Raw genomic sequence first — 22509 nt, 5'->3', positions numbered from 1 at the left:
CTCACGAGCCCGATCGGGCTCGCTCTTCGCCATGCCTCAGGGGACCCTGCCGCCATGTTCAGCCGTGAAACCACCCTCGCCCGCTTCGACGCCGACCTGTATGCCGCCATGCAGCAGGAAGCCCAGCGTCAGGAAGATCACATCGAGCTGATCGCTTCGGAGAACTACACCAGCCCGGCGGTCATGGAAGCCCAGGGCAGCGTGCTGACCAACAAGTACGCCGAAGGCTATCCCCACAAGCGCTACTATGGCGGCTGCGAATACGTCGACGTGGTCGAGCAACTGGCCATCGACCGCGCCAAGCAGCTGTTCGGCGCCGACTACGCCAACGTCCAGCCGCACTCCGGCTCCCAGGCCAACTCGGCCGTCTACCTCGCGCTGATCGAAGCCGGTGACACCATCCTCGGCATGAGCCTGGCTCACGGCGGTCACCTGACCCACGGCGCCACCGTGTCCTCTTCCGGCAAGCTGTACAACGCCGTGCAGTACGGCATCGACGAGCAGGGCCTGATCGACTACGCCGAGGTCGAGCGCCTGGCCCAGGAGCACAAGCCCAAGGTCATCGTCGCCGGCTACTCCGCCTACTCCCAGGTGCTGGACTTCGCCCGCTTCCGTGCCATCGCCGATGCCGTGGGTGCCTACCTGTTCGTCGACATGGCCCACTTCGCCGGCCTGGTCGCCGCTGGCGTCTACCCCAACCCGGTCCCCTTCGCCGACGTGGTCACCAGCACCACCCACAAGACCCTGCGCGGTCCGCGTGGCGGCCTGATCCTGGCCAAGGCCAACGAAGCCATCGAGAAGAAGCTCAACTCGGCGGTCTTCCCCGGTGCCCAGGGCGGCCCGCTGATGCACGTCATCGCCGGCAAGGCGGTGTGCTTCAAGGAAGCCCTGCAGCCCGAGTTCAAGACCTACCAGCAGCAGGTGATCAAGAACGCCCAGGCCATGGCCGGCGTGTTCATCGAGCGTGGCTTCGACGTCGTCTCCGGCGGCACCGACAACCACCTGTTCCTGCTCAGCCTGATCAAGCAGGAAATCACCGGCAAGGACGCGGACGCCGCCCTGGGTCGCGCCTTCATCACCGTGAACAAGAACTCGGTGCCGAACGATCCGCGCTCGCCCTTCGTCACCTCCGGTCTGCGCATCGGCACCCCGGCCGTCACCACCCGTGGCTTCCAGGAAGCCGAGTGCCGCGAACTGGCCGGCTGGATCTGCGACATCCTCGGCAACATGGGCGACGAATCGGTGATCGACGCCGTCCGTGAAAAGGTCAAGGCCGTCTGCGCTCGCCTGCCGGTCTACGGCAAGTAAGAGGCACGCCTTCCCCCTCTCCCCCTGGGAGAGGGCCGGGGTGAGGGAACCCCCAGAACAAAGAGCCCCGACCAATCGGCCGGGGCTCTTTGCATTTCCAGAAGGGTCGTCAAGGCAGCCAGGCCAGCTCTTGCCGCACGCCGGAAGCTTCCGAAAACGAAAAACCCCGGCCAGTGCCGGGGTTTTTCTTTGTCAGGCGTTGATCAGGCCTTAGAGGACCTGGAGATCGCCCAACCCATCCAGGTAGCGCTCGGCGTCCAGCGCCGCCATGCAGCCGGCACCGGCCGAGGTGATGGCCTGGCGGTAGGTGTGGTCGGCCACGTCGCCGGCGGCGAACACGCCCGGCACGTTGGTGGCGGTGGCATTGGCCTCGCGGCCGCCCTTCACCACCAGATAGCCGTTGTGGGTCTCCAGCTGGCCTTCGAACAACCCGGTGTTGGGGGTATGGCCGATGGCGACGAACAGACCGGCCACCTGCAGCTCTTCGCTGCTGCCATCGTTGTTCTTGATGCGCACGCCGGTGACGCCCATGTTGTCACCCAGCACCTCGTCGACGCTGGCGTTGAGTTTGAGCGCCATCTTGCCCTCGGCAACCCGGGCACGCAGCTTGTCCTGCAGGATCTTCTCGGCGCGGAAGGTCTCGCGGCGGTGGATCAGGGTCACCTTGCTGGCGATGTTGGCCAGGTACAGGGCTTCCTCGACCGCGGTGTTGCCGCCGCCGACCACCGCCACCTCGCGGTTGCGATAGAAGAAGCCGTCGCAGGTGGCGCAGGCGGACACGCCCTTGCCCATGAAGGCCTCCTCGCTGGCCAGGCCCAGGTAGCGGGCGCTGGCACCGGTGGCGATGATCAGGGCGTCGCAGGTGTAGGTGGCGCTGTCACCCTTGAGGGTGTAGGGCTTGCCGCCAAAGTCCACGGCGTTGATGTGATCGAAGACGATCTCGGTCTCGAAGCGCTCGGCGTGCTCGCGCATCCGCTCCATCAGCGCCGGACCGGTCAGGTCGTGGGGATCACCCGGCCAGTTGTCGACTTCGGTGGTGGTGGTCAGCTGGCCGCCCATCTGCATGCCGGTGATCAGCAGCGGCTTGAGGTTGGCACGGGCGGCATAGACCGCGGCCGTGTAACCGGCCGGACCGGAACCGAGGATGATGAGACGCGAATGGCGCGAGTTGCTGACTTCAGACATGACATTCTCCCTGCCGGGGTCTCCGGCAGACCTAAGAGTAGAGTGGCCGGCGCGCCCTGGGGGCATGCCGGCCGGTGTGCGTGCGGAGCCGTTCCGCAAGCGCCGGTCGCTCCTGGCGACGGCGCGACCGGCGCCGAAAGGCGGACACCGGGTCCAGGGATGGGGCTCAGCCTAACGGGTGCCGCCCCTCCACAGAAGCGACCATTCTAAATCCAGACCATAGGGCGCGCCTATGTCGACCGCTTCGGCCAGGGAGCCCTGAGGTAAGCTGTGCCTCCCGCCACCTGTCAGGAATCTTCATGGCCGTCGCTCCGCTGTCCGGCTCCGCCTACTTCGCCGAAGGGCTGCGCCTGGTGACCCGCCCCGGCATGCGCCGCTTCGTGGTCATCCCGCTGACCATCAACCTACTGCTCTACGCCGCCATTCTCACCTCTGCCGTGCGCGGCTTCGAGGGTTGGCTGGAGCAGCTGATGCCAAGCCTGCCGGCCTGGGCGAGCTTCGTCGAATGGCTGCTCTGGCCACTGTTCGTGCTCCTGCTGCTGGCGATCATCTTCTTTACCTTCACGATGCTGGCCAACCTGGTGGCGGCGCCCTTCAACGGCTTTCTGGCGGAAAAGGTCGAGGTCATGGTGCGCGGCCAGGACGACTTCCCGCCGTTCAACCTCACCGAACTGGTCACCATGGTGCCACGCACCCTGCAGCGCGAACTGCGCAAGCTGGGCTACTACCTGCCGCGCGCCCTGGGCCTGCTGGTGCTGACCTTCATCCCCGGCCTCAACCTGATCGCCGCGCCGCTGTGGATCCTGTTCGGCGTCTGGATGATGGCGGTGCAGTACATCGACTTTCCCGCCGACAACCACAAGCTGGACTTCCGTGCCATGCTCGCCTGGCTGCGCACCCGCCGCCTGCGCTGCCTGGGCTTTGGCGGGGTGACCTACCTGGCGCTGCTGGTCCCTGGCCTGAACGCCCTGTTCATGCCCGCCGCAGTGGCCGGGGCGACGCTGTTCTGGGTGCGGGAAGGGGGCGACAAGGCCCTGGTGGTGCGTCCCTAAGGCACCCTACCAGCCCCCTCTCCCCCTGGGAGAGGGTTGGGGTGAGGGCCACCCCGCATGGACGCCACAAACGACAACGCCCGCGCCGGCAAGGCCGGACACGGGCGTCGCAGGAGCCTGAGGCCAGGCTTAGTGGTGGTGACCACCTTCGCCATGGATGTGGCCGTGGGCGATTTCTTCGTCGCTGGCCGCACGCACGTTGACCACCTTGACGTCGAAGTTCAGACGCTGGCCAGCCAGGGGGTGGTTGCCGTCGACGGTGACCTGGTCGCCGTCGATGTCACGCACGGTGACGATCTGCATGGCGCCGTCCGGGCCGGAGGCGTGGAACTGCATGCCCACTTCCAGCTCGTCCACGCCTTCGAACATTTCCTTGCCCAGGGTGGCAACCAGTTCGGGGGTGTATTCGCCGTAGGCGTCTTCCGGCTCGATGGCCACCTTAAGCTCGTCGCCGGCCTGCTTGCCGGACAGGGCGCGCTCGAGGCCGGGAATGATGTTGCCCGCGCCTTGCAGGTACACCAGCGGAGCACCACCAGCGGAGCTGTCGATGACTTCGCCGGCGTCGTTGGTCAGGGTGTAGTCGATGGATACTGCCGTGTTCGCCGCGATCTGCATGGCCAGAACCTTCATGCTGGGAAAAAATAGGATTGACGCATCAGTCTACGCGTCCAACCTAGCAATTGCGAATGCGTTCGGTCAGTCCCCTGGCGCCCGGAGGCATCTGGAGGGCGCCCCTGCAACGGTGCCCGACCGCTCGTCACGAGATCGCCACGGCCGCTTCACGGGGCTGTCATCCCGGCTACCTAGGGTTTGCTGCATACCCACTGCCGGAGCCCTGCCATGCCGATTCCAGTGTCCGCACCGCCCGCGCTGCGCGCCGAACGCCTGTCGACCGCCGCGGATATCCGCGCCGCCCAGCGCCTGCGGGCCGCGGTCTTCGGCAGTACCTACGGCGTGCATTTCGCCGACAACCTCGACCAGGACGCCTACGACGCCCACTGCCTGCACCTGGGGGTGCGCGACCTGCGCAGCGGCGAACTGATCGCCACCACGCGACTGCTCGACGGGCGCCGCCGCGAGCGTCTGGGCAGTCTCTACAGCGAAAGCGAATTCCAGCTGGAAGGCCTGGACGGCCTGCAGGGTCCGCTGCTGGAAATCGGCCGCACCTGCGTGGCGCCCGGGCATCGCACCGGCGCGGCCATCGCCCTGCTGTGGGCGGAACTGGCCGAGATCATGGCCTGTGGCGACTATCGCTACCTCATGGGCTGCGCCAGCGTGCCCATGGCCGATGGCGGCCTGCAGGCCGCCGCCCTGCTGCGCCAGGCCGCGCGGGACGAACGCATCCCGGCGATCCGCGCCACGCCGCGGCGCCCGCTGCCCTTCGTCGCCGTGCCCGACAACCTGGTGGTGCAGCTGCCGCCCCTGCTCAAGGCCTATCTGCGCCTGGGCGCCCAGGTCTGCGGCGCGCCCTGCTGGGATCCGGAATTCGGCGTGGCCGACGTCTTCATCCTGCTCAAGCGCGAAGACCTCTGCCCGCGCTATGCCCGCCACTTCAAGGCCGCGGTATGAGGCGACTGCGCCTCGCCCTGCGGCTGCTGCCGGTGCTGGCCGCGCTGCTGCTCGGGGCGCTGTTCGCCCTGACGGTGGCGCTGGCGGTAACGCTCGGTCGGCGGCCCTGCCTGGGGCTGCGGCAACGGCTGACGCGGCGCTTCTTCCAGCTGCTGGCCCGGGCGCTGCGCCTGCGCCTGGAGGTCCGGGGCGAGGTGCCGCGCGGCACCCACCTGTGGCTGGCCAATCATGTGTCCTGGCTGGACATCGTCGCCCTCGGCAGCCTGCGGCCGCTGGGTTTCCTGTCCAAGGCGGAGGTGGCGGACTGGCCCTTCGCCGGCTGGCTGACGCGTCAGGCCGGCACCCTGTTCATCCGCCGCGGTGCCGAACGCGGCGACGCCCTGGGCGAGGCCTTGACCACGCGCCTGACCCAGGGCCTGTCACTGGCGCTCTTTCCCGAGGGCACCACCACCGACGGCAGCGTGCTGCGCACCTTTCATGGTCGGCTGCTGAGTCCGGCCATCGCCACCGGCACCCCGCTGCAACCCGTGGCCCTGAGCTACTGGCGCCACGGCGAGCCGGATCGGGACGCGGCCTTCATCGGCGACGACGACCTGGTGAGTCATCTGCTGCGGCTGCTGGACAACGGCGGGACCACCCTGAGGATCGAGTTGCTGCCCGCGGTGCTGCCCCAGGGCCAGGCGCGCCAGGTACTGGCGGGTCGCTGCCAGGCGGCCATCGCCGGCCGCCTCGGGATTCAGCTGGAAACCCGCGCCGCCCGCTCGGCGGCGGCAAAGGCCTGCAACTGCGGATAGAAGTCGCGAAAGTCTGCCAGCAGGCCATCGTAGGCGGCGTCCAGTTCGGCGAAGGCCCCGGCCAGCAGCTCCGGGCGTGACAGCCGCCGCGCCATGCCTTCCACCACCCGCTCCAGCACGGCGAAGTCTTGGTAGCTGCCCAGCCAGTCCTGACGCGCCATCAGGGGCGCAATGCGGGCCAGCCGCGGCGGCAGCTCCGGCTCCTCCAGCAGGGTCTGGTAGCAGTCCGCGACGAAATCCGGCAGCGGCTGCTCGGCATAGTCGTGCCAGAGGCGCGCCAGGCAGTGATCGAAGAAGACATCCACCAGCAGTCCGGCCACCCGCCGCCGCGCCGCGGGCAACCGGGTCTTGGCCCGGATCACCAGGGGATGGTCGTCGGTATAGACGTCGATGCGCCGGTGCAGCCGAATGCCGGCGGCAATCCCGGCCGGCCAGACGTCCGCCGAGCCCTTGACGAAATCGCCGTAGAGACTGCCGAGGCGATCTTCGCGGCCGGGGCCGCCCAGGTGCAGGTGCGCGAGATAATTCATCCCCTCAGCATACTCCAGCCGCGCCCGGGCGGTTTTCCTGGACGACCCGCGGCTGCTAGGCTCGGACCTCCCTTCCCTGTCCGCTGGAGTCGTCATGCCCGTTCGCGCCGTGTTCCTCGACTATGCCTCTCTCGACCTGGGCGATCTGGACCCGGCGCCCTTGCGCGCGGTGTTCGACGAACTTGAACTCCATCCGGCGAGCGCCCCGGAGGAGGTCGCGGCGCGCCTGGCCGGCGCCCAGGTCGCCCTCGTCAACAAGGTGGTGCTGGACGCCGCCATCCTGGCCGCCTGCCCCGAGTTGAAGCTGATCCTGGTCAGCGCCACCGGCACCAACAACATCGACCTGGAAGCCGCACGTGCCCAGGGCGTGCGCGTCTGCAACTGCCAGGGCTACGGCACCGCCTCGGTCGCCCAGCACACCCTGGCGCTGCTGCTGGCCCTGGCCACCCGGTTGCCGGACTACCAGGCGGACATCCGCGCCGGTCGCTGGCAGAGCGCCAGCCAGTTCTGCCTGCTCGATCACCCCATCGTCGAGCTGGAGGGCAAGACCCTCGGTCTGCTCGGCCTCGGCGAACTGGGCAGCGCGGTCAAGCGGCTGGCCGAAGCCTTCGGCATGCAGACCCTGGTGGGCCAGTTGCCCGGTCGGCCCGCCCGCCCGGGCAGCCTGCCCCTGGCCGAGCTCCTGCCCCAGGTGGATGCCCTGACGATGCACTGTCCGCTGACCGAGCAGACCCGCGGCCTGATCGGTGCGGCGGAACTGGCGGCGATGAAACCCACGGCCTTCCTGGTCAACACCGCCCGCGGCGGCATCGTCGACGAACAGGCCCTGGCCGACTGCCTGAGACGCGGCCACCTGGCCGGCGCCGCCACCGACGTGCTCAGCGTCGAGCCGCCGCGCGACGGCAATCCGCTGCTGACCGGTGACATTCCACGACTGATCGTCACCCCGCACAACGCCTGGGGCAGTCGCGAGGCGCGCCAGCGGATCATTGGCCAGCTCGCCGCCAATGCCGAGGGTCATTTCGCCGGCACGCCGCAGCGGGTGGTCTGCTAAAGTTCGCGCTTTTTTCGCCAGGTAGCCCCATGGATCCGCGCAGCGAAGTCCTCCTCCGTCACCCCGAGCGCTTTGGCGGCGCCTTGCTGCTGGCCGGCTTGCCGGCCGATGACCTGCTGGGCGCCCTGCCTGCGGCCAGCGGCTGGAGTTGGCACGCGGGCGAGGCCGAACAACTGATGCGGCGCTATCCGGGTCGCGTCAGCCTGGGGATCGAGCCCCCGGCGGGCGACTTCACCGCTGCCGTGCTGTTCCTGCCCAAGTCCCGCGAGGCCACCGACTTCCTGCTCACCGCCCTGAGCCAGCGCCTGCCGGCTGCGGGCAGTCTCTTTCTGGTCGGGGAAAAGAAGGCCGGGATCGAACGCGCGGCGCGCCAGCTGGGCGCCCTGGGCCAGGCCAGCAAGCTCGACAGTGCCCGCCATTGCCAACTGTGGGTGGTGCAGGGCGCTCGTACCTCGGCCGATCCGCAGCCGGACGCCTGGCTGCAACGCCACCGGCTGGAGCGGGCGGGGATGAGTCTGGAGATTCTCAGCCTACCGGGCGTGTTCAGCCACGGCCGGCTGGACGTGGGCACGGCGCTGCTGCTGGAACACCTCGACGGCCTGCCCGAGGGGGCGGTGCTGGACTTCGGTTGTGGCGCCGGCGTGGTCGGCGCCGCCCTGGCCCGCCGCTATCCCGCCAGCACCCTGCACCTGCTCGACGTGGACGCCTTCGCCGTGGCCAGCAGTCGCCAGACCCTGGCGGCCAATGGCCTGGCCGGAACCGTGATCGCCGGTGACGGCATCGCCGCGGCGCCTAGCGGTCTTGCCGCCATCGTCAGCAATCCGCCCTTCCACAGCGGCGTGAAGACCGACTACCGCACCACCGAGACCCTGCTGGCCGAGGCGGTGCGCCATCTGCGTCCCGGCGGAGAGTTGCGCCTGGTGGCCAACAGCTTCCTGCGCTATCCGCCACTGATCGAGGCCGCCTTCGGCAATTGCCGCACCCTGGCCGAACGCGACGGCTTCAAGGTCTACAGCGCCCGGCGGCGGTAGCGACGCTGAGCCCTGCCGGGCTTAGCTGCACTCAACCCAGCCTACGGCGCCTACCCGCCCCCTCTCCCCCTGGGAGAGGGCTGGGGTGAGGGAAACCCTCTCACCCAACCCAAACCCTCAACCCTTCTTCGCCGCTTCGTACAGCGGCATCACCTTGGGAATCGCCGCCTGCAGCGCCTTGGTGCGGTTGGCGTCGGAGGGGTGGGTGCTGAGGAATTCCGCCGGCTGCTTGCCCTGGCTGGCCTGGGCCATCTTCTGCCAGAGGGTGATGGCGGCATTGGGGTTGTAGCCGGCGCGCGCCGAGAGCTCCAGACCGATGAGATCCGCCTCGTTCTCGTTGCCGCGGCTGAACGGCAGGGTCAGGGCCACCTGGGACACCTGGTCGGCCAGCTGCATGCCGCCCTGGCCGACGCCCAGCAGGGCGCCGCCGAGGTTCTCGCCCATCTGGATGGCATAGGCCCGCGACATCTGCTCGCGGCTGTGCTCGCGCAGGGCGTGGGCGATCTCGTGGCCCATCACCGCCGCCAGTTCGTCGTCGGTCAGCTTGAGCTGATCGATGAGGCCGCTGTAGACGAAGATCTTGCCGCCCGGGCCGCAGTTGGCGTTGAGTTCGTCGCTCTGCACCAGGTTGACCTGCCAATCCCAGTTCACCGCGTCCGGACGGAAGGCCGCGGTCTGCGGGATCAGCCGCTTGGCGATGGCGGCCACGCGCTTGCCGTCGGCCGTGTCGTTGGCCAGCTTGCCGGCGGACTTGGCCTCGCTGACCGTCTTGGCATAGGACTGGGCGTACATCTGGTTGACCTGCTGCTCGGACAGCATGCTGAACATGTACTGCTTGCGCTGCACCCCGACCGCACCACCGGAGGTGGTATTGACGGTCTGGCAGGCGACCAGCAGCAGGCTCAGGGACAGGCCTGCGAGGGGAAGGATACGGCGCATGGGAATCTCCAGGTATCGAGGCGGATACAGTCTAGAGAGGGGCGTCAGACCCGGCAACGTCCGGTAATGCCCGGCAACGCTCTCCTGCCAGCCGACCGGAGGCCTCAATGGACAGACATCTGCGCCGATAGCTCCCGGTATCGAACGCCCCGGAGTCCCCCATGAATTCCCGCTCCATCCGCACCTCCATCACCCTGCTGGCCGGCGCCTGCATCCTGGCGGTGGTCGCTGCCCTGATCGCCTACACCCTGTTCGCCGGTCAGCGCACCCGCGCCCTGGTCGACAGCCATACCGAGGCCCTGGCCGCCACGGCCGCCGAAGCCCGGCTCACGGCCGAGGCCGAGGCCGTGGGCAACCAGCTGCAACGCCAGCTGGACGTCCCCCTGCAACTGGCCAGTCAGCTGGCGCAACTCAACGTGGCCATGGCCAGTCCGGGCGACCAGCAGGTCGAGCTGGATCGCCAGAGTCTGGTCCGCCTGCTGGGCCGGAGTCTGCAGCGCCAGTCCGGCCTGCTCAGTCTCTATACCGTCTGGGAACCCAATGCCATCGACGGCCAGGACGACCGCCATCGCGGTGATGCCGCGGCCGGCTACGACGAGCATGGGCGCTTCACCCCCTGGTGGCACAAGACCCTCGACGGCGATGTGACGGTGGAACCGATCGGCCCGACCGTGGAAAGCCAGACCCGGCTGCCCTCGGGCGTGCGCGAAGGCGAGTACTACCTCTGCCCGCGGGAAATTCGCACCACCTGCGTGCTCGATCCCATGCCCGACACGGTCAACGAGCAGCAGGTGCTGATCGCCTCCTTCAACGTGCCGATCCTGGTCGGCGGCGCCTTCAAGGGCGTGGTCGGTGCCGACGTGCCGCTGGACTTCATCCAGCGCCAGCTGGTCAAGGCCAATGGCCGCCTCTATGGCGGCGTGGGCCGCATGGCCCTGGTGGCCGGGCGCGGCACCCTGGTCGCCTACACCGCCGATGCCAGCCAGCTGGGCAAACCGGCCGAACCGGTGCTGGGCGCGACCCTGACCGGCCTCAAGGACCTCGGCGAAGGCGTCACCCGTCGCTTCGACGCCCAGAGCGAGCGCTATCAGGTCTATCTGCCGCTGCGCTTCGCCGGCGACAACCGCCAGGTCTGGACGCTGATCATCGAACTCCCCCGCGAAGCCGTGCTGGCCGACCTCTACAGCCTCAAGGACACCCTGGGTAGCCAACGCCACCAGGACGTGATCGGCATGCTGCTGGTGGGCCTGGCGGTCGCCGGCGCCGGTCTGCTGGTACTCTGGCTGATCAGCCTGCGCATCGCCCGGCCGCTGAGGCAGATGGTGACCATGCTCGACGCCATCGGCCAGGGCGACGGTGACCTCACCCAGCGCCTCGCCACCGAGCGCCGCGACGAGGTCGGTGCCATGGCCGGCGGCTTCAATCGCTTCCTGGCCTCGCTGCAGGGCCTCATCGGCCAGCTGATCCGCTCCGTGGGCGAGGTGGCCTCGGCCGCCGAGCACACCTCCCATATCGCCCAGCGCACCCGCGACGGCGTGCAGCGCCAGTTGCAGGAGATCGACCAGCTGGCCACCGCCATGCAGGAGATGACCGCCACCGCCCAGGACGTGGCCGGCAATGCCGGTCGCGCGGCGCGGGCCGCCACCGAGGCGGACGGCGCGGTCAACGAAGGCCAGCGGCTGGTGCAGCAGAACGTCGCCAGCAGCGCCACCCTCGCCCGGGAGATCGAGCGCGCGGTGGAGCAGGTCCGCCGGGTCGCCGAGGACAGCGAGAACATCGGCTCCATCCTCACCACCATCAACGGCATCGCCGAGCAGACCAATCTGCTGGCACTCAACGCCGCCATCGAGGCGGCGCGGGCCGGCGAGCAGGGCCGCGGCTTCGCCGTGGTGGCCGACGAGGTGCGCAACCTGGCGCAAAAGACCCAGGTCGCCACCGGCGAGATCCAGGAGATGATCCAGCGCCTGCAGCAGGGCACCCGCGAGGCGGTGACGGTGATGCAGGCCAGCGGTGCCCAGACCAGCACCCAGGTCGCCCAGACCGAGGCCACCCGCCAGGCCCTGGACACCATCCTGGCGGCGGTGGGCGAGATCACCAGCATGAATCTGCAGATCGCCAGCGCCGCGGAAGAACAGAGCGCGGTGGCCGAGGACATCAATCGCAACGTGGTCAATATCGGCCAGAGCGCCCAGGCGGTCCACGGCGAAGCCGACAGCGCCTCCCGCGCCGGCCAGCAACTGCGCGAACTGGCCGAACAGCAACGCCAGCTGGCGGGACGGTTCCGGGTCTAGCCCCCTCCCCTCAAGTGCCAAGCCACCCCCTCTCCCTCCTGGGAGAGGCAGGGGTGAGGGCCGCGTCTACAGCGGGGTCAGACACTCCGGCCCGTCCACCTCGGGTCGGTTGACGATATCGGCCAGCACCCGCTCGCGCAGCGGCATGCCGCCCGTGGCCAACAGCGCCTGCAGGGCTTCAGGCGGGCTGTCCGGATCCTGCCAGAGGGCACGCCCCGCTTCATCCAGCAGGATCGGCCGCCGCAGCGGGCCGGCGGCCTGGGTGACCATGGCCACCGACAGCCAGAGCTGGTCCCCGGCCGGATAGGCCTCCCAGAGCGCGGCGAACCAGGCCAGGGGTTCGCCATTGAGCATCCAGTAGGGCCGCTTGCGATGATTGCCGCGCCATTCGTAGAAGCCGTTGGCGGGCAGCAGGCAACGCCGCAGGCGAAAGGGCTCGCGAAACATCGGCTGGGTGGCCAGGCTTTCGGCGCGGGCGTGGGTGGGGGTGCGGGAAAGATCGGTGAGCCAGGGCGGAGTCAGTCCCCAGCGACCGCTGTCGACCCGCTCGCCCTCGGCGGTCCGCCGCTGCAGTAGCACCTGCTGATGGGGGGAGATGTTCCAGCGCGGCGCATGCTTTTCGGGGAATCCCGCCAGGGCGGCGAATTCGGCGGGCCAGCGGAACAGGGCGTAGCGTCCGGACATGAAAACCTTTTTAGGTTCTTTACGAAAAGTCACCGAGCGAAGGTCAGGCGAGGCGAAAAATGCTGAGGAAGCGGAGTTTACAAGTGGTAAATGAGCATTCCGAAGCGTTTTTCAACGAAGCATCACCGATGCGTAGGCACTTTTCGTCTAGAACCTAGCAGACGAGGATGCCCTGCTCGGGGGAGGGATCCTCTCCCGGCAGGGGCGTGGCGGCATTGTACGCGGCGATCAGCGCCTGCGCGCGGAGGGCCTCCTCATCCTCGACCAGCAGGCCGAGCAGCCCTGCCGCTGGCAGGTCGCCGATGCCCCCGAGCAGATGGCGCCCGGCAAGAAAGCCGCTGATGCCTTCGCTGGCCAGCACCGCCAGGAGCAATTCACCCTCGTGCAGCGAACCCGGCTCGTAGATGCGCCGCATCAGTCGTCCTCCCGACGAACCTCGAGATTCCAGTCCTCGCCATCGGTGTGCAGGCCGAAGCGGATCGGCCGGCAGCAGACTTCGCAGTCTTCGTAGTAGTCCTGATCACCACCGCTGAGGTCGAGCACCACCTCGCCCGGTTCGCCGCAATAAGGGCAATCGTATTCCTGGCTTTCCAGCATCTGCCTGCACTCCTCGACCGCCAACCTGCCGCCCATCCGGCCCCTGGCGCTTGCATCTGGCGCCACGCCCACTACTATGGCCGCCGGAATTTCTACAAGAGAACACCATGGGCGAGTTCGAAGCCATTCGACCCTATAACGACGCGGAAGTCCCCGGGGTTCTGGCCCGCCTGATCGACGACGACCACTTCATCGCCATCCTCGCCGGCTACCGTTTCCCGCGCCTGTCCAAAGGCCTCGGCTGGGTGGTGCGGCCCCTGTTGCGCACCCGCCTGCGCCAGGAACTGGGCGGCATCCAGAGCGTCGCCGCGCTGCAGGACAAGCTCGAACCCTATGTGGATCGCGCCATCGAAAAGGCCTCGGACGGCGTCACCTACTCCGGTATCGACCAGCTGCGCAGTGGCCGGGCCTATCTGTTCCTGGCCAACCACCGCGACATCGTGATGGACCCAGCCTTCGTCAACTATGCCGTCTACCACGCCGGCCTGCCAACGCCGCGCATCGCCATCGGCGACAACCTCCTGCAGAAGCCCTTCGTCAGCGACCTGATGCGGCTGAACAAGAGCTTCATCGTGCACCGCTCCATCAGCGGTCGGCGCGAGAAGCTGGCGGCGTACCAGAATCTGTCCGCCTACATCAATCACTCGATCCGCCAAGACGGCCAGTCCATCTGGATCGCCCAGGCCGAGGGCCGGGCCAAGGATGGCGACGACCGTACCGATTCGGCCATCCTCAAGATGTTCCACATGAGCTGCAAGGACGCGCCCTTCGCCGAGCTGGTCAAGGCGTTGAATATCGTCCCGGTGTCCATCAGCTACGAATTCGATCCCTGCGACCAGGCCAAGGCCCGCGAACTGCACATCCGCGCCACCACCGGCGGCTATACCAAGGCACCGGGCGAAGACGACGTCAGCATCGCCCTGGGCATTACCGGCTACAAGGGCCGGGTGCACGTGGCCTTTGGCGGGCCGGTCACGGGTGAGTTCGAGGATGCCAAGGCGCTGGCCCAGGAAATGGACCGGCAGATCCTCGGCAACTACCGGCTGTTCCCGGCCAGCTACCTGGCCTATGTCGCCTGGGAGGGCCGCGATCCGGAGCTGGCCGTGCCCGCGGTGGACGCCCTGTTTCCCGTCGAGGAGATCGCGGTCGCCCGCGGCGAGTGGGAAAAGCGCCTGGCCGAGTGCCCGGCGGAATACCGGGCACAGCTGGTGCGCCAGTACGCCCAGCCGGTGCTCAACAAGTACCGCGTGCTGGCCGGCCTGGAATAGCGGTCGGCGACCCATGAAAAAGCCCGGCACTGGCCGGGCTTTTTTGTGGGCGACGGGTTTTCAGCGACCGCTGAGCACCTGGACCACGGTCGGATCCTTGAACACCCGGGTCAGGGCGTCGCTCAGCACATCGCTGACCAGCTTGGTGTTGGCCTCGGCGTTGGGCGCCATGCCAAAGCGCTGGTTGAGGCTGGCGCCGTAGCGGCCGCGGTAGCCGCGCTGGCTGTTGCGCACGTCGACCTGGAAGGCCGCGGCGACGTCGGAGGCGGTGACGTACAGTTCCTTGGGCGACTGGTAGTTCAGCTCGGCCAGGGTCAGGGTCAGCTGGGGCGCGCCGGGGCCGGCATTGGGCGACGGGGTGAAGCCCATCTGGCGGACCGCCTTCTCGGCTTCGGCCTGCAGCTTGGGAATCACGTCCTGGGTCTGCACCACCACCACGCTGGTGTCGGGATAGAGACCGCCACGGGTGCCGAGGGTAAAGGAGGAGCGACCGTCGACCACCCGGACCGAGACCGGCTGGCCCTGGCCGACCGGGGCGATGGGCGCGGTGATCTGGGGTTGCGGACTCAATTGCTGGGGGCTGCTGGCGCAGCCGGCCAGGGTCAGACCAGTGGCGGCGAGCAGGCCGAGCAACAGGCGATAGCGCATGCAGAGACTCCAGAGAAAGGGACAGGGGGCAGTATACCCAGCCCCCCAGCGGCGTCGATAGACGGGCACCCCGGACAGAAGAACGCCGGCACGAGGCCGGCGTCTTGCTGGAGCAGGATCAGGGCTTGGCCGCCAGCGGCGGTCGCGTCTGGCTGCGCTCCAGCCAGCCACCGCCGAGGGCCTTGTACAGGGTGACCTCGCTGTTGAGCTGGTTGAGTCGATCGGTGATCAGCTGCTGCTGGGCGCTGTACAGCGAGCGCTGGGCGTCGAGCACCGTGAGGTAGTTGTCGATGCCCTGGCGATAGCGCAGGTTGGCAAGGTCGTAGTACTCCTGGCTGGCCTGCACCAGGTCCTGCTGGGCCTGCAACTGGTCGTCGTAGGTGCCCTTCGCCGCGAGGGCATCGGCCACTTCGCGGAAGGCGGTCTGGATCGACTTCTCGTAGGTGGCGACGTTGATGTCCTTCTGGATCCTGGCCGCATCCAGGCTGGCCTTGAGGCTGCCGGCCGTGAAGATCGGGATGTTGATGCTCGGCGAGAAGGTCCAGTAGCCGGAGCCGGCGTCGAACAGGCCATTCAGATCGCGACTGGCCGTGCCACCCTGGGCGGTCAGGCTGATGCGCGGGAAGAAGGCCGCCCGCGCCGCGCCGATGTTGGCGTTGGCGGCGCGCAGCTGCAGCTCGGACTGGAGGATGTCCGGGCGCTTCTGCAGGAGATCCGACGGCAGGTTGGCCGGCAGGTCGGCGAGCAGGTCCTTGCCGTCCAGGCCCTTGCCCTGCGGCAGGTCGGCCGGGATCGAGGTGCCCAGCAGCAAGGCCAGGGCGTTGCGATCCTGGGCCACCTGGCGGGTGTATTGCGCCAGATTCGCCCGCGCCCCTTCCAGGGCGGTGCGCGACTGGCGAAGGTCCAGGCCGCTGGCCACGCCGTTCTCCACGGTCTGACGGGTCAGGTCGTAGGAGCGCTGATAGGCGTCCAGGGTCTCGCGGGTCAGTTGCAGCATGCGCTGGTCGGTGAGCCAGGCGTAGTAGGCGTTGGCCACTTCCGAGACCAGCGAGATCTGGGTGCTGCGACGTCCTTCGCTGGTGGCGAAGTAGTTGAGCAGCGCCTGCTCGCTGAGGCTGCGCAGGCGACCGAAGAGGTCCAGCTCATAGGAGGTGAAGCCCAGGGTCACGCTGTACTGGCTGCTGATGCTGCCGCCGCCACCGCCACCCGCGCCGTTGGCGCTGTTGCCGGCGAGCAGTTCGCGGATGGCGGAGACCTGGCTCAGGTCTTCAGGCTGGCGGGTACGGGTCCCGGTGCCGCTGACACTGATGTCGGGAAACAGCTCGGCGCGCTGCACGCGGTACTGCGCCTGGTAGAGGCGCACGTTCAGCGCGGCCTGGCGCAGGTCGCGGTTGTTGTCCAGTGACAGCTGGATCAGTTGCTGCAGGGCCGGATCGCGATAGAAATCGCGCCAGCCGATGTCGGCCGCCTGCTGGTCGCGGTTGACCGTCAGGGCATCGTAGGCCTGGCCATGGGGCCAGGCATTCTCCACCGGCGCGTTGGGTCGCTGGTAGTCGGGGATCAGGCTGCAGCCGGAGACGGCCAGCATGCCCACGACCACCGCCAAGAGAGACTTCTTCATATCAGTGTCCTTCCTTGCCATGGGCTTCCTGGTCCTTGGTGGCCTTGTCCTTGAACAGGCTGCTGACCACCACGTAGAACATGGGAATCCAGAAGATCGCCAGTATCGTGGCGGTGAGCATGCCGCCGATCACGCCGGTACCCACGGCGTGCTGACTGCCGGAGCTCGCGCCCGAGGAGATCGCCAGGGGCACCACGCCCAGGATGAAGGCCATAGAGGTCATGATGATGGGCCGCAGACGCATGCGCGAGGCTTCCACCGCCGCATCGACGATGTTCTTGCCGCCCTCGTGCAGCTCCTTGGCGAATTCCACGATCAGGATGGCGTTCTTCGCCGCCAGACCGATGGTCGTCAACAGACCGACCTGGAAGAAGACGTCGTTGGCCAGGCCACGGAAGTAGGTGGCCAGCAAGGCCCCCACCACCCCCAGCGGCACCACCAGGATGACCGCGATCGGAATCGACCAGCTCTCGTACAGCGCCGCGAGGCAAAGGAACACCACCAGCAGCGACAGGGCGTAGAGCGCCGGCGCCTGGGAGCCCGACAGCCGCTCCTCGTAGGACAGACCGGTCCAGGCGATACCCACGCCCTGCGGCAGGTCCTTGGCCATGCGCTCGATCTCGGCCATGGCGTCACCGGTGCTGTAGCCGGGCGCCGCGGAACCGAGGATCTCCAGCGAGGAGATGCCGTTGTAGCGCTCCAGCTTGGGCGAGCCGTAGATCCACTCGCCGCGGGCGAAGGCCGACACCGGCACCATCTCGCCCGCGCTGTTGCGCACGTACCACTTGTTGAAGTCCTCGGGATTCATCCGCGCGCTGGCTTCGCCCTGCAGGTAGACCTTCTTCACCCGACCGCGGTCGATGAAGTCGTTGACGTAGCTGGACGCCCAGCCGATGGACAGCGTCTGGTTGACGTCGCTCTGCGACAGCCCCAGGGCGCGCACCTTCTCGTCGTCGACGATGAGCTTGAATTGCGGCTCGTCGTTGAGGCCGTTGGGACGGGTCTGCATCAGCTTGGGATTCTGCGCGGCCATGCCGAGCAGTTGGTTGCGCGCGGCCATGAGCGCCTCGTGACCGATGCCGCCCTGGTCCTGCAGATAGAAGTCGAAGCCGGTGGCGTTACCCAGCTCCAGCACCGCCGGCGGCACGATGGCGTAGACGATGGCGTCCTTGATGCCCGACAGGTAGCCCATGGCGCGACCGGCCACGGCACTGGCCCCGTCCTTGGCGTCCGGGCGCTCTTCCCAGGGCTTGAGCTGGATGAACGCCAGACCCGAACTCTGGCCGCGACCGGCGAAGTTGAAGCCGTTGACGGTGAACATCGAGCTGACCGCGCTCGAGTCGTTCTTCATCATCATCTCGCGCATGGTGTCGAGCACCTTCTGCGTCCGCTCGGCACTGGAGCCCGGCGGCGTGGTGACCTGGGCGAAGATCACGCCCTGGTCCTCTTCCGGCAGGAAGGACGACTGGATGCGGGTGAACAGGAACACCATGACGCCGACGATCAGCAGGTACAGCAGCAGGAAGGGCACCTTGTGGCGGATCACCGCGGCCACGCTGCGCTCGTAGCGGTGCTGACCGCTCTCGAACTTGCGGTTGAACCAGCCGAAGAAACCGCGCTTCTCGTGGTGCCCCTGCTTGACCGGCTTGAGCAGGGTGGCGCACAGCGCCGGAGTCAGGATCAGGGCCACCAGCACCGAGAGCACCATCGAAGAAACGATGGTGATGGAGAACTGGCGATAGATCACCCCGGTGGAGCCGCCAAAGAAGGCCATGGGCACGAACACCGCCGACAGCACCATGGCGATACCGACCAGGGCGCCCTGGATCTGACCCATGGACTTGCGCGTCGCCTCCTTGGGCGAGAGCCCCTCCTCGGCCATCACCCGCTCGACGTTTTCCACCACCACGATGGCATCGTCCACCAGCAGGCCGATGGCGAGCACCATGCCGAACATGGTCAAGATGTTGATGGTGAAACCGGCGGCCAGCAGCACCGCGAAGGTGCCCAGCAGGACCACGGGTACGGCGATGGTGGGGATCAGAGTGGCCCGGAAGTTCTGCAGGAACAGGAACATCACCAGGAACACCAGCAGGATCGCCTCGCCCAGGGTCTTGACCACCTCGTGGATGGAAGCGGTCACCACCGGGGTGGTGTCATAGGGATAGACCACTTCCATGCCCGGCGGCATGAACGGCTTGAGCCGTTCGATGGTGGCGCGGACCGCCTTGGCGGTGTCCAGGGCGTTGGCCCCGGTGGCCAGACGCAGGGCCATGCCGGAGGCCGGCTTGCCGTCGAACTGAGCGTCGATGGAATAGTTCTCGCCCCCCAGCTCCACCCGTGCCACGTCGCGCAGGCGCACCTGGGCGCCGCTCTGATCGACCTTGAGGAAGATCTTGCCGAATTCCTCGACGCTGGTCAGGCGGGTCTTGCCGATGATGGTGGCGTTGAGCTGTTGCCCCGGCACCGCCGGCAGGCCGCCGAGCTGACCGGAGGCGATCTGCACGTTCTGGCTCTGGATGGCGCTGCTGACGTCGACCGGCGTCAGCTGGTACTTCACCAGCTTCTGCGGATCGAGCCAGATGCGCATGGCGTACTGGGCACCGAACACCTGGAAGTCACCCACACCGCTGGTCCGCGCGATGGGATCACGCATGTTGGAAACGATGTAGTTGGACAGGTCTTCCTTGGTCAGGGAGCCGTCCATGGAGACCAGGCCCACCACCATCATGAAGTTGCGCTGGTACTTGGCCACGCGCATGCCCTGCTGCTGCACTTCCTGCGGCAGCAGCGGCGTCGCCAGCTGCAGCTTGTTCTGCACCTGGACCTGGGCGATGTCGGAGTTGGTGCCCTGGTTGAAGGTCACGATGATGGTCATGCTGCCATCGGAGTTGGACTCCGAGGAGATGTACCTGAGGTTGTCGATCCCGTTCATCTGCTGCTCGATGACCTGGACCACGGTGTCCTGCACCGTCTGCGCCGAGGCGCCCGGGTAGCTCACCTGGATCGAGACCGCCGGGGCGGCGATGTTCGGGTACTGGTTGATCGGCAGATTGAGGATCGACAGGATACCGGCGAGCATGATCACCAGGGCGATCACCCAGGCGAAGATGGGCCGGTCGATGAAGAACTTGGACATCGGGCGCTCCCCTTACTGAGCCTGACCCGCCGGCTTCTGCTCGGCGGAGGCGATGTTGCTCGCCGGCTTGGTGGTGACGGTGGCGCCCGGCTTGATCTTCTGCAGGCCCTCGGTGATGACCTTGTCACCCGCCTTCAGGCCGTCGGTGACCAGCCAGTCGGAGCCCACGGTACGCTCGGTCTTGAGGATTCGCTGCTCGACCTTGCCTTCGCCGTTGACCACCATGGCGGTGGGCTGGCCCTTGATGTCGCGGGTCACGCCCTGTTGCGGCACCAGCAGGGCATTCTGGCGAACGCCGGACTGCAGCTGGGCACGCACGAACATGCCGGGCAGCAGCAGCTTGTCGGGGTTGGGGAATTCGGCACGGATGGTCACCGAGCCGGTGCCCTGATCCACCGAGACCTCGGCGAACTTGAGCTTGCCGGGACGGCTGTAGGCGCTGCCGTCTTCCAGCATCAGCTTGACCTCGGCGGCGTTCTCGCCCTGCACGCGCTGCAGCTGACCGCTGTCCAGTTCACGGCGCAGGCGCAGCAGGTCGGTGGCGGACTGGGTCACGTCGACATAGATGGGATCGAGCTGGGTGATGCTAGTCAGGGCGGTGGTCTGGTCGGCGGTGACCAGGGCGCCTTCGGTCATCATCGAGCGACCGATGCGGCCGGAAATCGGCGCGGCGACCTTGGTGTAGGCCAGGTTGATCTCGGCGTTGCGCAGGGCGGCTCTCGCCGATTCCACCTGGGCTTCGTTCTGCCGCTGCATGGACAGGGCGTCGTCGGCTTCCTGCTTGCTGATCGCCTGCTCCTTGACCAGGGCGCCATAGCGCTGGGCCTTGAGCCGGTTGGAGGCCAGGGTCGCCTGGGCCTGGGCCAGCGAGGCCTTGGCCGAGTTGACGTTGGCTTCGTAGGTGCGCGGATCGATCTGATAGAGCTGGGTGCCGGCCTTCACGTCGGCGCCCTCGGTGAAGTAGCGCTTGAGCAGGATGCCGCTGACCTGGGGACGGACCTCGGCGATGCGGAAGGCCGAGGTGCGCCCGGGCAGTTCGTCGGTGAGGGTCACGGTGCGGGGTTGCATCGTCACCACCCCGACCTCCGCGGGCTTCTGCTGCTGTTGCTGCTGCTGGTCCTTGTTGTCCTGCTTGCCGCAGGCGCCCAGGGCCAGGGCCACGGCCAGCAGGGCGGGGGCGAAAAAGGCATGCGCCGGCTTGATCTGCATATCAAAAGTCCTTGAAAGCGGGGAAATGAGCATGCGCAGCGCGCCTTGTGGATCCGCACCGGCTCGAGCATAGGAATTATTATCAGACAAATATACTTACGTTCACGACTGTTTGTAAATAACCCAAGCGCCATGCTCGGGTATCTCGCCGGCGGCTCCGGCGCCTCGTGAAAACGGCTATTCCTACGACATCAGGCCTAGACGACCGACCTCGGTAGCAGACCATCAGGCTGAAGGCGAGTTCTGCCGGGGGATTCCTCTGGCGCCCGCCTCGTCGCCAAAAACGACCAGGCATAAAAATGCCGGACGAATCCGGCATCTTTGGTTACAACCTGAGGGCGTCCCGTTACTGGCGCACGCCTTCGAAGGACAGCATGAATTCCACTTCCTGGGACTTCGGACCGAGGTCCTTCTGGATGTTGAAATCCTTGAGCTTGAGGGTGGTGGTGCCCTCGAAGCCGGCGCGGTAGCCGCCCCACGGATCCTTGCCCTCGCCCATGAAGTGGGCCTTGATGGTGACCGGCTTGGTCACGCCGTTCAGGGTCAGGTTGCCGGTGACGTCGGCGGTGCCGTCGCCGGTGGGGGTGACCTTGGTGGATTCGAAGCTGGCCTGGGGATGGGCGGCGACGTTGAGGAAGTCGGCGCTGCGCAGGTGCTTGTCACGCTCGGCGTGGTTGGTGTCGACGCTGTCGGTGTTGATGGTCACCTTGATCTTGTCGGCGGACGGATCCTTGGCATCGAAGCTGAAGTTGCCGTCGAAGTCCTTGAAGGTGCCGTACAGCCAGCTGTAGCCCAGGTGCTGGATGCGGAACTGGATGAAGGCGTGCTGGCCCTGCTTGTCGATCTTGTAATCGGCGGCCATGGCCTGGCCGGCGCCCAGCAGAGCGGTACCCAGGGCCAGGGCGGCAACGGTTTTCTTCAGCATTGGATGGAGCTCCATGTGGTGGTGGGAAGCGAACATCAGGAAGGGGTATGGACCCGGCCGAGCATGCGCACCAGGGTGCCGTCGCGATCGACGAAATGGTGCTTGAGCGCGGCCAGCACGTGCAGGCCGGCCAGGACGATCAGCGTCCAGGCGAACCAGAGGTGGATCTTGCCGGCGGTATCGGCCTGGTCCGGCAAGCCGCTCAGGGTCGCCGGCACCTTGAACCAGCCGAAGACATCGATGGCCACACCATCGGCGGTGGAGATCAGATAGCCGGCTACCATGACGCTGAGCATCAAGGCATAGAGCAGGAAGTGCCCGGCCCCGGCGGCGCGGCGCACCAGGGGGCTGCCCTCCACCGGCGGCGGCGGACTGACCAGGCGCCAGAGCAGGCGCAGCACCAGGGCGATCAGCAGGAGGATGCCGGCGCTCTTATGCAGTTCGGGGGCGGTGTGGTACCAGGTGTCGTAGTAGTCCAGGGTGCGCATCCACAGGCCGGAGGCGAACATGGCGACGATCGCCAGGGCCATGACCCAATGCAGAACCAGACTTACCAGACCGTAGCGAAGGCCATCGTTGCGCCAGTGCATCGCTTTTCTCTCCTGAAAAAGCTTTGCCTAAGCCTAGCCGCAAACGTATCGATGGAAAGCGGAAAAAGTGTCGAA

21 protein-coding genes are annotated in these 22509 nt (G+C 67.3%); 8 read left to right on the top strand and 13 right to left on the bottom strand.

Going from position 1 to position 22509, the window contains the following annotated elements:
* Nucleotides 1-54 precede the first annotated feature (54 nt).
* Nucleotides 55-1308 (top strand): serine hydroxymethyltransferase, encoded by a 1254-nt coding sequence (glyA, locus tag OXS31_RS12795; RefSeq protein WP_027602952.1) that lies wholly within the window; start codon nt 55-57, stop codon nt 1306-1308.
* A 210-nt stretch (nt 1309-1518) separates the two neighbouring features.
* Here the strand turns inward: glyA and trxB are convergent, their stop codons facing one another.
* A complete protein-coding gene (trxB, locus tag OXS31_RS12790) occupies nt 1519-2493 on the bottom strand; it encodes a thioredoxin-disulfide reductase (protein ID WP_267399356.1) in 975 nt (324 codons plus the stop codon).
* A gap of 299 nt (nt 2494-2792) precedes the next feature.
* On the opposite strand from trxB, the gene cysZ reads away from it, so the two are divergent.
* The gene (cysZ, locus tag OXS31_RS12785) at nt 2793-3545 is read left to right on the top strand and encodes a sulfate transporter CysZ (protein WP_181086067.1); all 753 of its coding nucleotides are present in this window, start codon (nt 2793-2795) and stop codon (nt 3543-3545) included.
* Nucleotides 3546-3674: 129 nt separating this feature from the next.
* Here cysZ and OXS31_RS12780 read toward each other — a convergent pair whose 3' ends face one another.
* Nucleotides 3675-4160 carry a peptidylprolyl isomerase gene (locus OXS31_RS12780; RefSeq protein ID WP_027598438.1) on the bottom strand — a complete coding sequence of 162 codons (486 nt, stop codon included), beginning with the start codon at nt 4158-4160 and terminating at the stop codon, nt 3675-3677.
* 225 nt (nt 4161-4385) lie between these two features.
* Here OXS31_RS12780 and OXS31_RS12775 point away from each other — a divergent pair, with 225 nt between their 5' ends.
* Both OXS31_RS12775 and OXS31_RS12770 read left to right on the top strand, forming a co-directional pair.
* Nucleotides 4386-5114, top strand: a complete 729-nt coding sequence (locus OXS31_RS12775) for a GNAT family N-acyltransferase (protein WP_007162722.1) — start codon at nt 4386-4388, stop codon at nt 5112-5114.
* A complete protein-coding gene (locus OXS31_RS12770) occupies nt 5111-5908 on the top strand; it encodes a lysophospholipid acyltransferase family protein (RefSeq protein ID WP_074584094.1) in 798 nt (265 codons plus the stop codon). The genes OXS31_RS12775 and OXS31_RS12770 overlap by 4 nt, the downstream gene beginning before the upstream one ends.
* On the opposite strand, the gene OXS31_RS12765 is transcribed toward OXS31_RS12770, so the two are convergent.
* Nucleotides 5851-6438 (bottom strand): ACP phosphodiesterase, encoded by a 588-nt coding sequence (locus tag OXS31_RS12765; protein WP_044341930.1) that lies wholly within the window; start codon nt 6436-6438, stop codon nt 5851-5853. The genes OXS31_RS12770 and OXS31_RS12765 overlap by 58 nt on opposite strands.
* A gap of 94 nt (nt 6439-6532) precedes the next feature.
* Between OXS31_RS12765 and OXS31_RS12760 the strand changes: the two genes are divergently transcribed.
* Together OXS31_RS12760 and OXS31_RS12755 are read left to right on the top strand one after the other, a co-directional pair.
* The gene (locus OXS31_RS12760) at nt 6533-7492 is read left to right on the top strand and encodes a 2-hydroxyacid dehydrogenase (protein WP_074584093.1); all 960 of its coding nucleotides are present in this window, start codon (nt 6533-6535) and stop codon (nt 7490-7492) included.
* Between the two features lie 29 nt (nt 7493-7521).
* A complete protein-coding gene (locus OXS31_RS12755; RefSeq protein WP_267399346.1) occupies nt 7522-8523 on the top strand; it encodes a class I SAM-dependent methyltransferase in 1002 nt (333 codons plus the stop codon).
* A 117-nt stretch (nt 8524-8640) separates the two neighbouring features.
* Here OXS31_RS12755 and OXS31_RS12750 read toward each other — a convergent pair whose 3' ends face one another.
* Entirely contained in the window at nt 8641-9462 is an 822-nt protein-coding gene (locus tag OXS31_RS12750) for a M48 family metallopeptidase (protein WP_007162727.1), read from the bottom strand.
* A gap of 161 nt (nt 9463-9623) precedes the next feature.
* Here OXS31_RS12750 and OXS31_RS12745 point away from each other — a divergent pair, with 161 nt between their 5' ends.
* Nucleotides 9624-11753, top strand: coding sequence for a methyl-accepting chemotaxis protein (locus OXS31_RS12745; protein WP_267399343.1), 2130 nt, complete (start codon nt 9624-9626; stop codon nt 11751-11753).
* A 66-nt stretch (nt 11754-11819) separates the two neighbouring features.
* Here OXS31_RS12745 and OXS31_RS12740 read toward each other — a convergent pair whose 3' ends face one another.
* From OXS31_RS12740 to OXS31_RS12730, 3 genes are all read right to left on the bottom strand, one after another.
* Nucleotides 11820-12437 carry an SOS response-associated peptidase gene (locus OXS31_RS12740; protein WP_042136699.1) on the bottom strand — a complete coding sequence of 206 codons (618 nt, stop codon included), beginning with the start codon at nt 12435-12437 and terminating at the stop codon, nt 11820-11822.
* Between the two features lie 154 nt (nt 12438-12591).
* The gene (locus OXS31_RS12735) at nt 12592-12852 is read right to left on the bottom strand and encodes a DUF2007 domain-containing protein (protein WP_007162730.1); all 261 of its coding nucleotides are present in this window, start codon (nt 12850-12852) and stop codon (nt 12592-12594) included.
* A complete protein-coding gene (locus OXS31_RS12730; protein ID WP_017639858.1) occupies nt 12852-13034 on the bottom strand; it encodes a CPXCG motif-containing cysteine-rich protein in 183 nt (60 codons plus the stop codon). The genes OXS31_RS12735 and OXS31_RS12730 overlap by 1 nt, the downstream gene beginning before the upstream one ends.
* Before the next feature lie 107 nt (nt 13035-13141).
* Here OXS31_RS12730 and OXS31_RS12725 point away from each other — a divergent pair, with 107 nt between their 5' ends.
* A complete protein-coding gene (locus tag OXS31_RS12725) occupies nt 13142-14302 on the top strand; it encodes a 1-acyl-sn-glycerol-3-phosphate acyltransferase (RefSeq protein WP_267399327.1) in 1161 nt (386 codons plus the stop codon).
* A gap of 60 nt (nt 14303-14362) precedes the next feature.
* On the opposite strand, the gene OXS31_RS12720 is transcribed toward OXS31_RS12725, so the two are convergent.
* The 6 genes from OXS31_RS12720 to OXS31_RS12695 all read right to left on the bottom strand — a co-directional run bounded on the left by OXS31_RS12720 (nt 14363) and on the right by OXS31_RS12695 (nt 22434).
* Nucleotides 14363-14950: a YajG family lipoprotein gene (locus tag OXS31_RS12720; protein WP_007161696.1), complete on the bottom strand. Its 588-nt coding sequence runs from the start codon at nt 14948-14950 to the stop codon at nt 14363-14365.
* A 118-nt stretch (nt 14951-15068) separates the two neighbouring features.
* Nucleotides 15069-16571 carry an efflux transporter outer membrane subunit gene (locus OXS31_RS12715; protein ID WP_074584090.1) on the bottom strand — a complete coding sequence of 501 codons (1503 nt, stop codon included), beginning with the start codon at nt 16569-16571 and terminating at the stop codon, nt 15069-15071.
* A 1-nt stretch (nt 16572) separates the two neighbouring features.
* Entirely contained in the window at nt 16573-19710 is a 3138-nt protein-coding gene (locus tag OXS31_RS12710; protein ID WP_027598429.1) for an efflux RND transporter permease subunit, read from the bottom strand.
* 12 nt (nt 19711-19722) lie between these two features.
* Nucleotides 19723-20919 (bottom strand): efflux RND transporter periplasmic adaptor subunit, encoded by a 1197-nt coding sequence (locus OXS31_RS12705; RefSeq protein ID WP_027598428.1) that lies wholly within the window; start codon nt 20917-20919, stop codon nt 19723-19725.
* A gap of 346 nt (nt 20920-21265) precedes the next feature.
* Entirely contained in the window at nt 21266-21844 is a 579-nt protein-coding gene (locus tag OXS31_RS12700; protein ID WP_007161692.1) for a YceI family protein, read from the bottom strand.
* Nucleotides 21845-21879: 35 nt separating this feature from the next.
* On the bottom strand, nt 21880-22434 hold the full coding sequence (locus tag OXS31_RS12695; RefSeq protein WP_027598427.1) for a cytochrome b: 555 nt from the start codon (nt 22432-22434) through the stop codon (nt 21880-21882).
* Between the last annotated feature and the right edge of the window lie 75 nt (nt 22435-22509).

This window comes from Pseudomonas sp. GM_Psu_1 (genome assembly GCF_026544185.1).
In the GTDB taxonomy this organism is placed as follows: domain Bacteria; phylum Pseudomonadota; class Gammaproteobacteria; order Pseudomonadales; family Pseudomonadaceae; genus Chryseomonas; species Chryseomonas oryzihabitans.
This window is presented reverse-complemented; position numbering and strand designations above follow the sequence as displayed.

What these genes read in the sequence shown, in the direction of transcription:
- glyA (WP_027602952.1), top strand. Translation starts at nt 55, where the DNA reads ATGTTCAGCCGTGAAACCACCCTCGCCCGCTTCGACGCCGACCTGTAT.
- trxB (WP_267399356.1), bottom strand. Translation starts at nt 2,493, where the DNA reads ATGTCTGAAGTCAGCAACTCGCGCCATTCGCGTCTCATCATCCTCGGT.
- cysZ (WP_181086067.1), top strand. Translation starts at nt 2,793, where the DNA reads ATGGCCGTCGCTCCGCTGTCCGGCTCCGCCTACTTCGCCGAAGGGCTG.
- OXS31_RS12780 (WP_027598438.1), bottom strand. Translation starts at nt 4,160, where the DNA reads ATGCAGATCGCGGCGAACACGGCAGTATCCATCGACTACACCCTGACC.
- OXS31_RS12775 (WP_007162722.1), top strand. Translation starts at nt 4,386, where the DNA reads ATGCCGATTCCAGTGTCCGCACCGCCCGCGCTGCGCGCCGAACGCCTG.
- OXS31_RS12770 (WP_074584094.1), top strand. Translation starts at nt 5,111, where the DNA reads ATGAGGCGACTGCGCCTCGCCCTGCGGCTGCTGCCGGTGCTGGCCGCG.
- OXS31_RS12765 (WP_044341930.1), bottom strand. Translation starts at nt 6,438, where the DNA reads ATGAATTATCTCGCGCACCTGCACCTGGGCGGCCCCGGCCGCGAAGAT.
- OXS31_RS12760 (WP_074584093.1), top strand. Translation starts at nt 6,533, where the DNA reads ATGCCCGTTCGCGCCGTGTTCCTCGACTATGCCTCTCTCGACCTGGGC.
- OXS31_RS12755 (WP_267399346.1), top strand. Translation starts at nt 7,522, where the DNA reads ATGGATCCGCGCAGCGAAGTCCTCCTCCGTCACCCCGAGCGCTTTGGC.
- OXS31_RS12750 (WP_007162727.1), bottom strand. Translation starts at nt 9,462, where the DNA reads ATGCGCCGTATCCTTCCCCTCGCAGGCCTGTCCCTGAGCCTGCTGCTG.
- OXS31_RS12745 (WP_267399343.1), top strand. Translation starts at nt 9,624, where the DNA reads ATGAATTCCCGCTCCATCCGCACCTCCATCACCCTGCTGGCCGGCGCC.
- OXS31_RS12740 (WP_042136699.1), bottom strand. Translation starts at nt 12,437, where the DNA reads ATGTCCGGACGCTACGCCCTGTTCCGCTGGCCCGCCGAATTCGCCGCC.
- OXS31_RS12735 (WP_007162730.1), bottom strand. Translation starts at nt 12,852, where the DNA reads ATGCGGCGCATCTACGAGCCGGGTTCGCTGCACGAGGGTGAATTGCTC.
- OXS31_RS12730 (WP_017639858.1), bottom strand. Translation starts at nt 13,034, where the DNA reads ATGCTGGAAAGCCAGGAATACGATTGCCCTTATTGCGGCGAACCGGGC.
- OXS31_RS12725 (WP_267399327.1), top strand. Translation starts at nt 13,142, where the DNA reads ATGGGCGAGTTCGAAGCCATTCGACCCTATAACGACGCGGAAGTCCCC.
- OXS31_RS12720 (WP_007161696.1), bottom strand. Translation starts at nt 14,950, where the DNA reads ATGCGCTATCGCCTGTTGCTCGGCCTGCTCGCCGCCACTGGTCTGACC.
- OXS31_RS12715 (WP_074584090.1), bottom strand. Translation starts at nt 16,571, where the DNA reads ATGAAGAAGTCTCTCTTGGCGGTGGTCGTGGGCATGCTGGCCGTCTCC.
- OXS31_RS12710 (WP_027598429.1), bottom strand. Translation starts at nt 19,710, where the DNA reads ATGTCCAAGTTCTTCATCGACCGGCCCATCTTCGCCTGGGTGATCGCC.
- OXS31_RS12705 (WP_027598428.1), bottom strand. Translation starts at nt 20,919, where the DNA reads ATGCAGATCAAGCCGGCGCATGCCTTTTTCGCCCCCGCCCTGCTGGCC.
- OXS31_RS12700 (WP_007161692.1), bottom strand. Translation starts at nt 21,844, where the DNA reads ATGCTGAAGAAAACCGTTGCCGCCCTGGCCCTGGGTACCGCTCTGCTG.
- OXS31_RS12695 (WP_027598427.1), bottom strand. Translation starts at nt 22,434, where the DNA reads ATGCACTGGCGCAACGATGGCCTTCGCTACGGTCTGGTAAGTCTGGTT.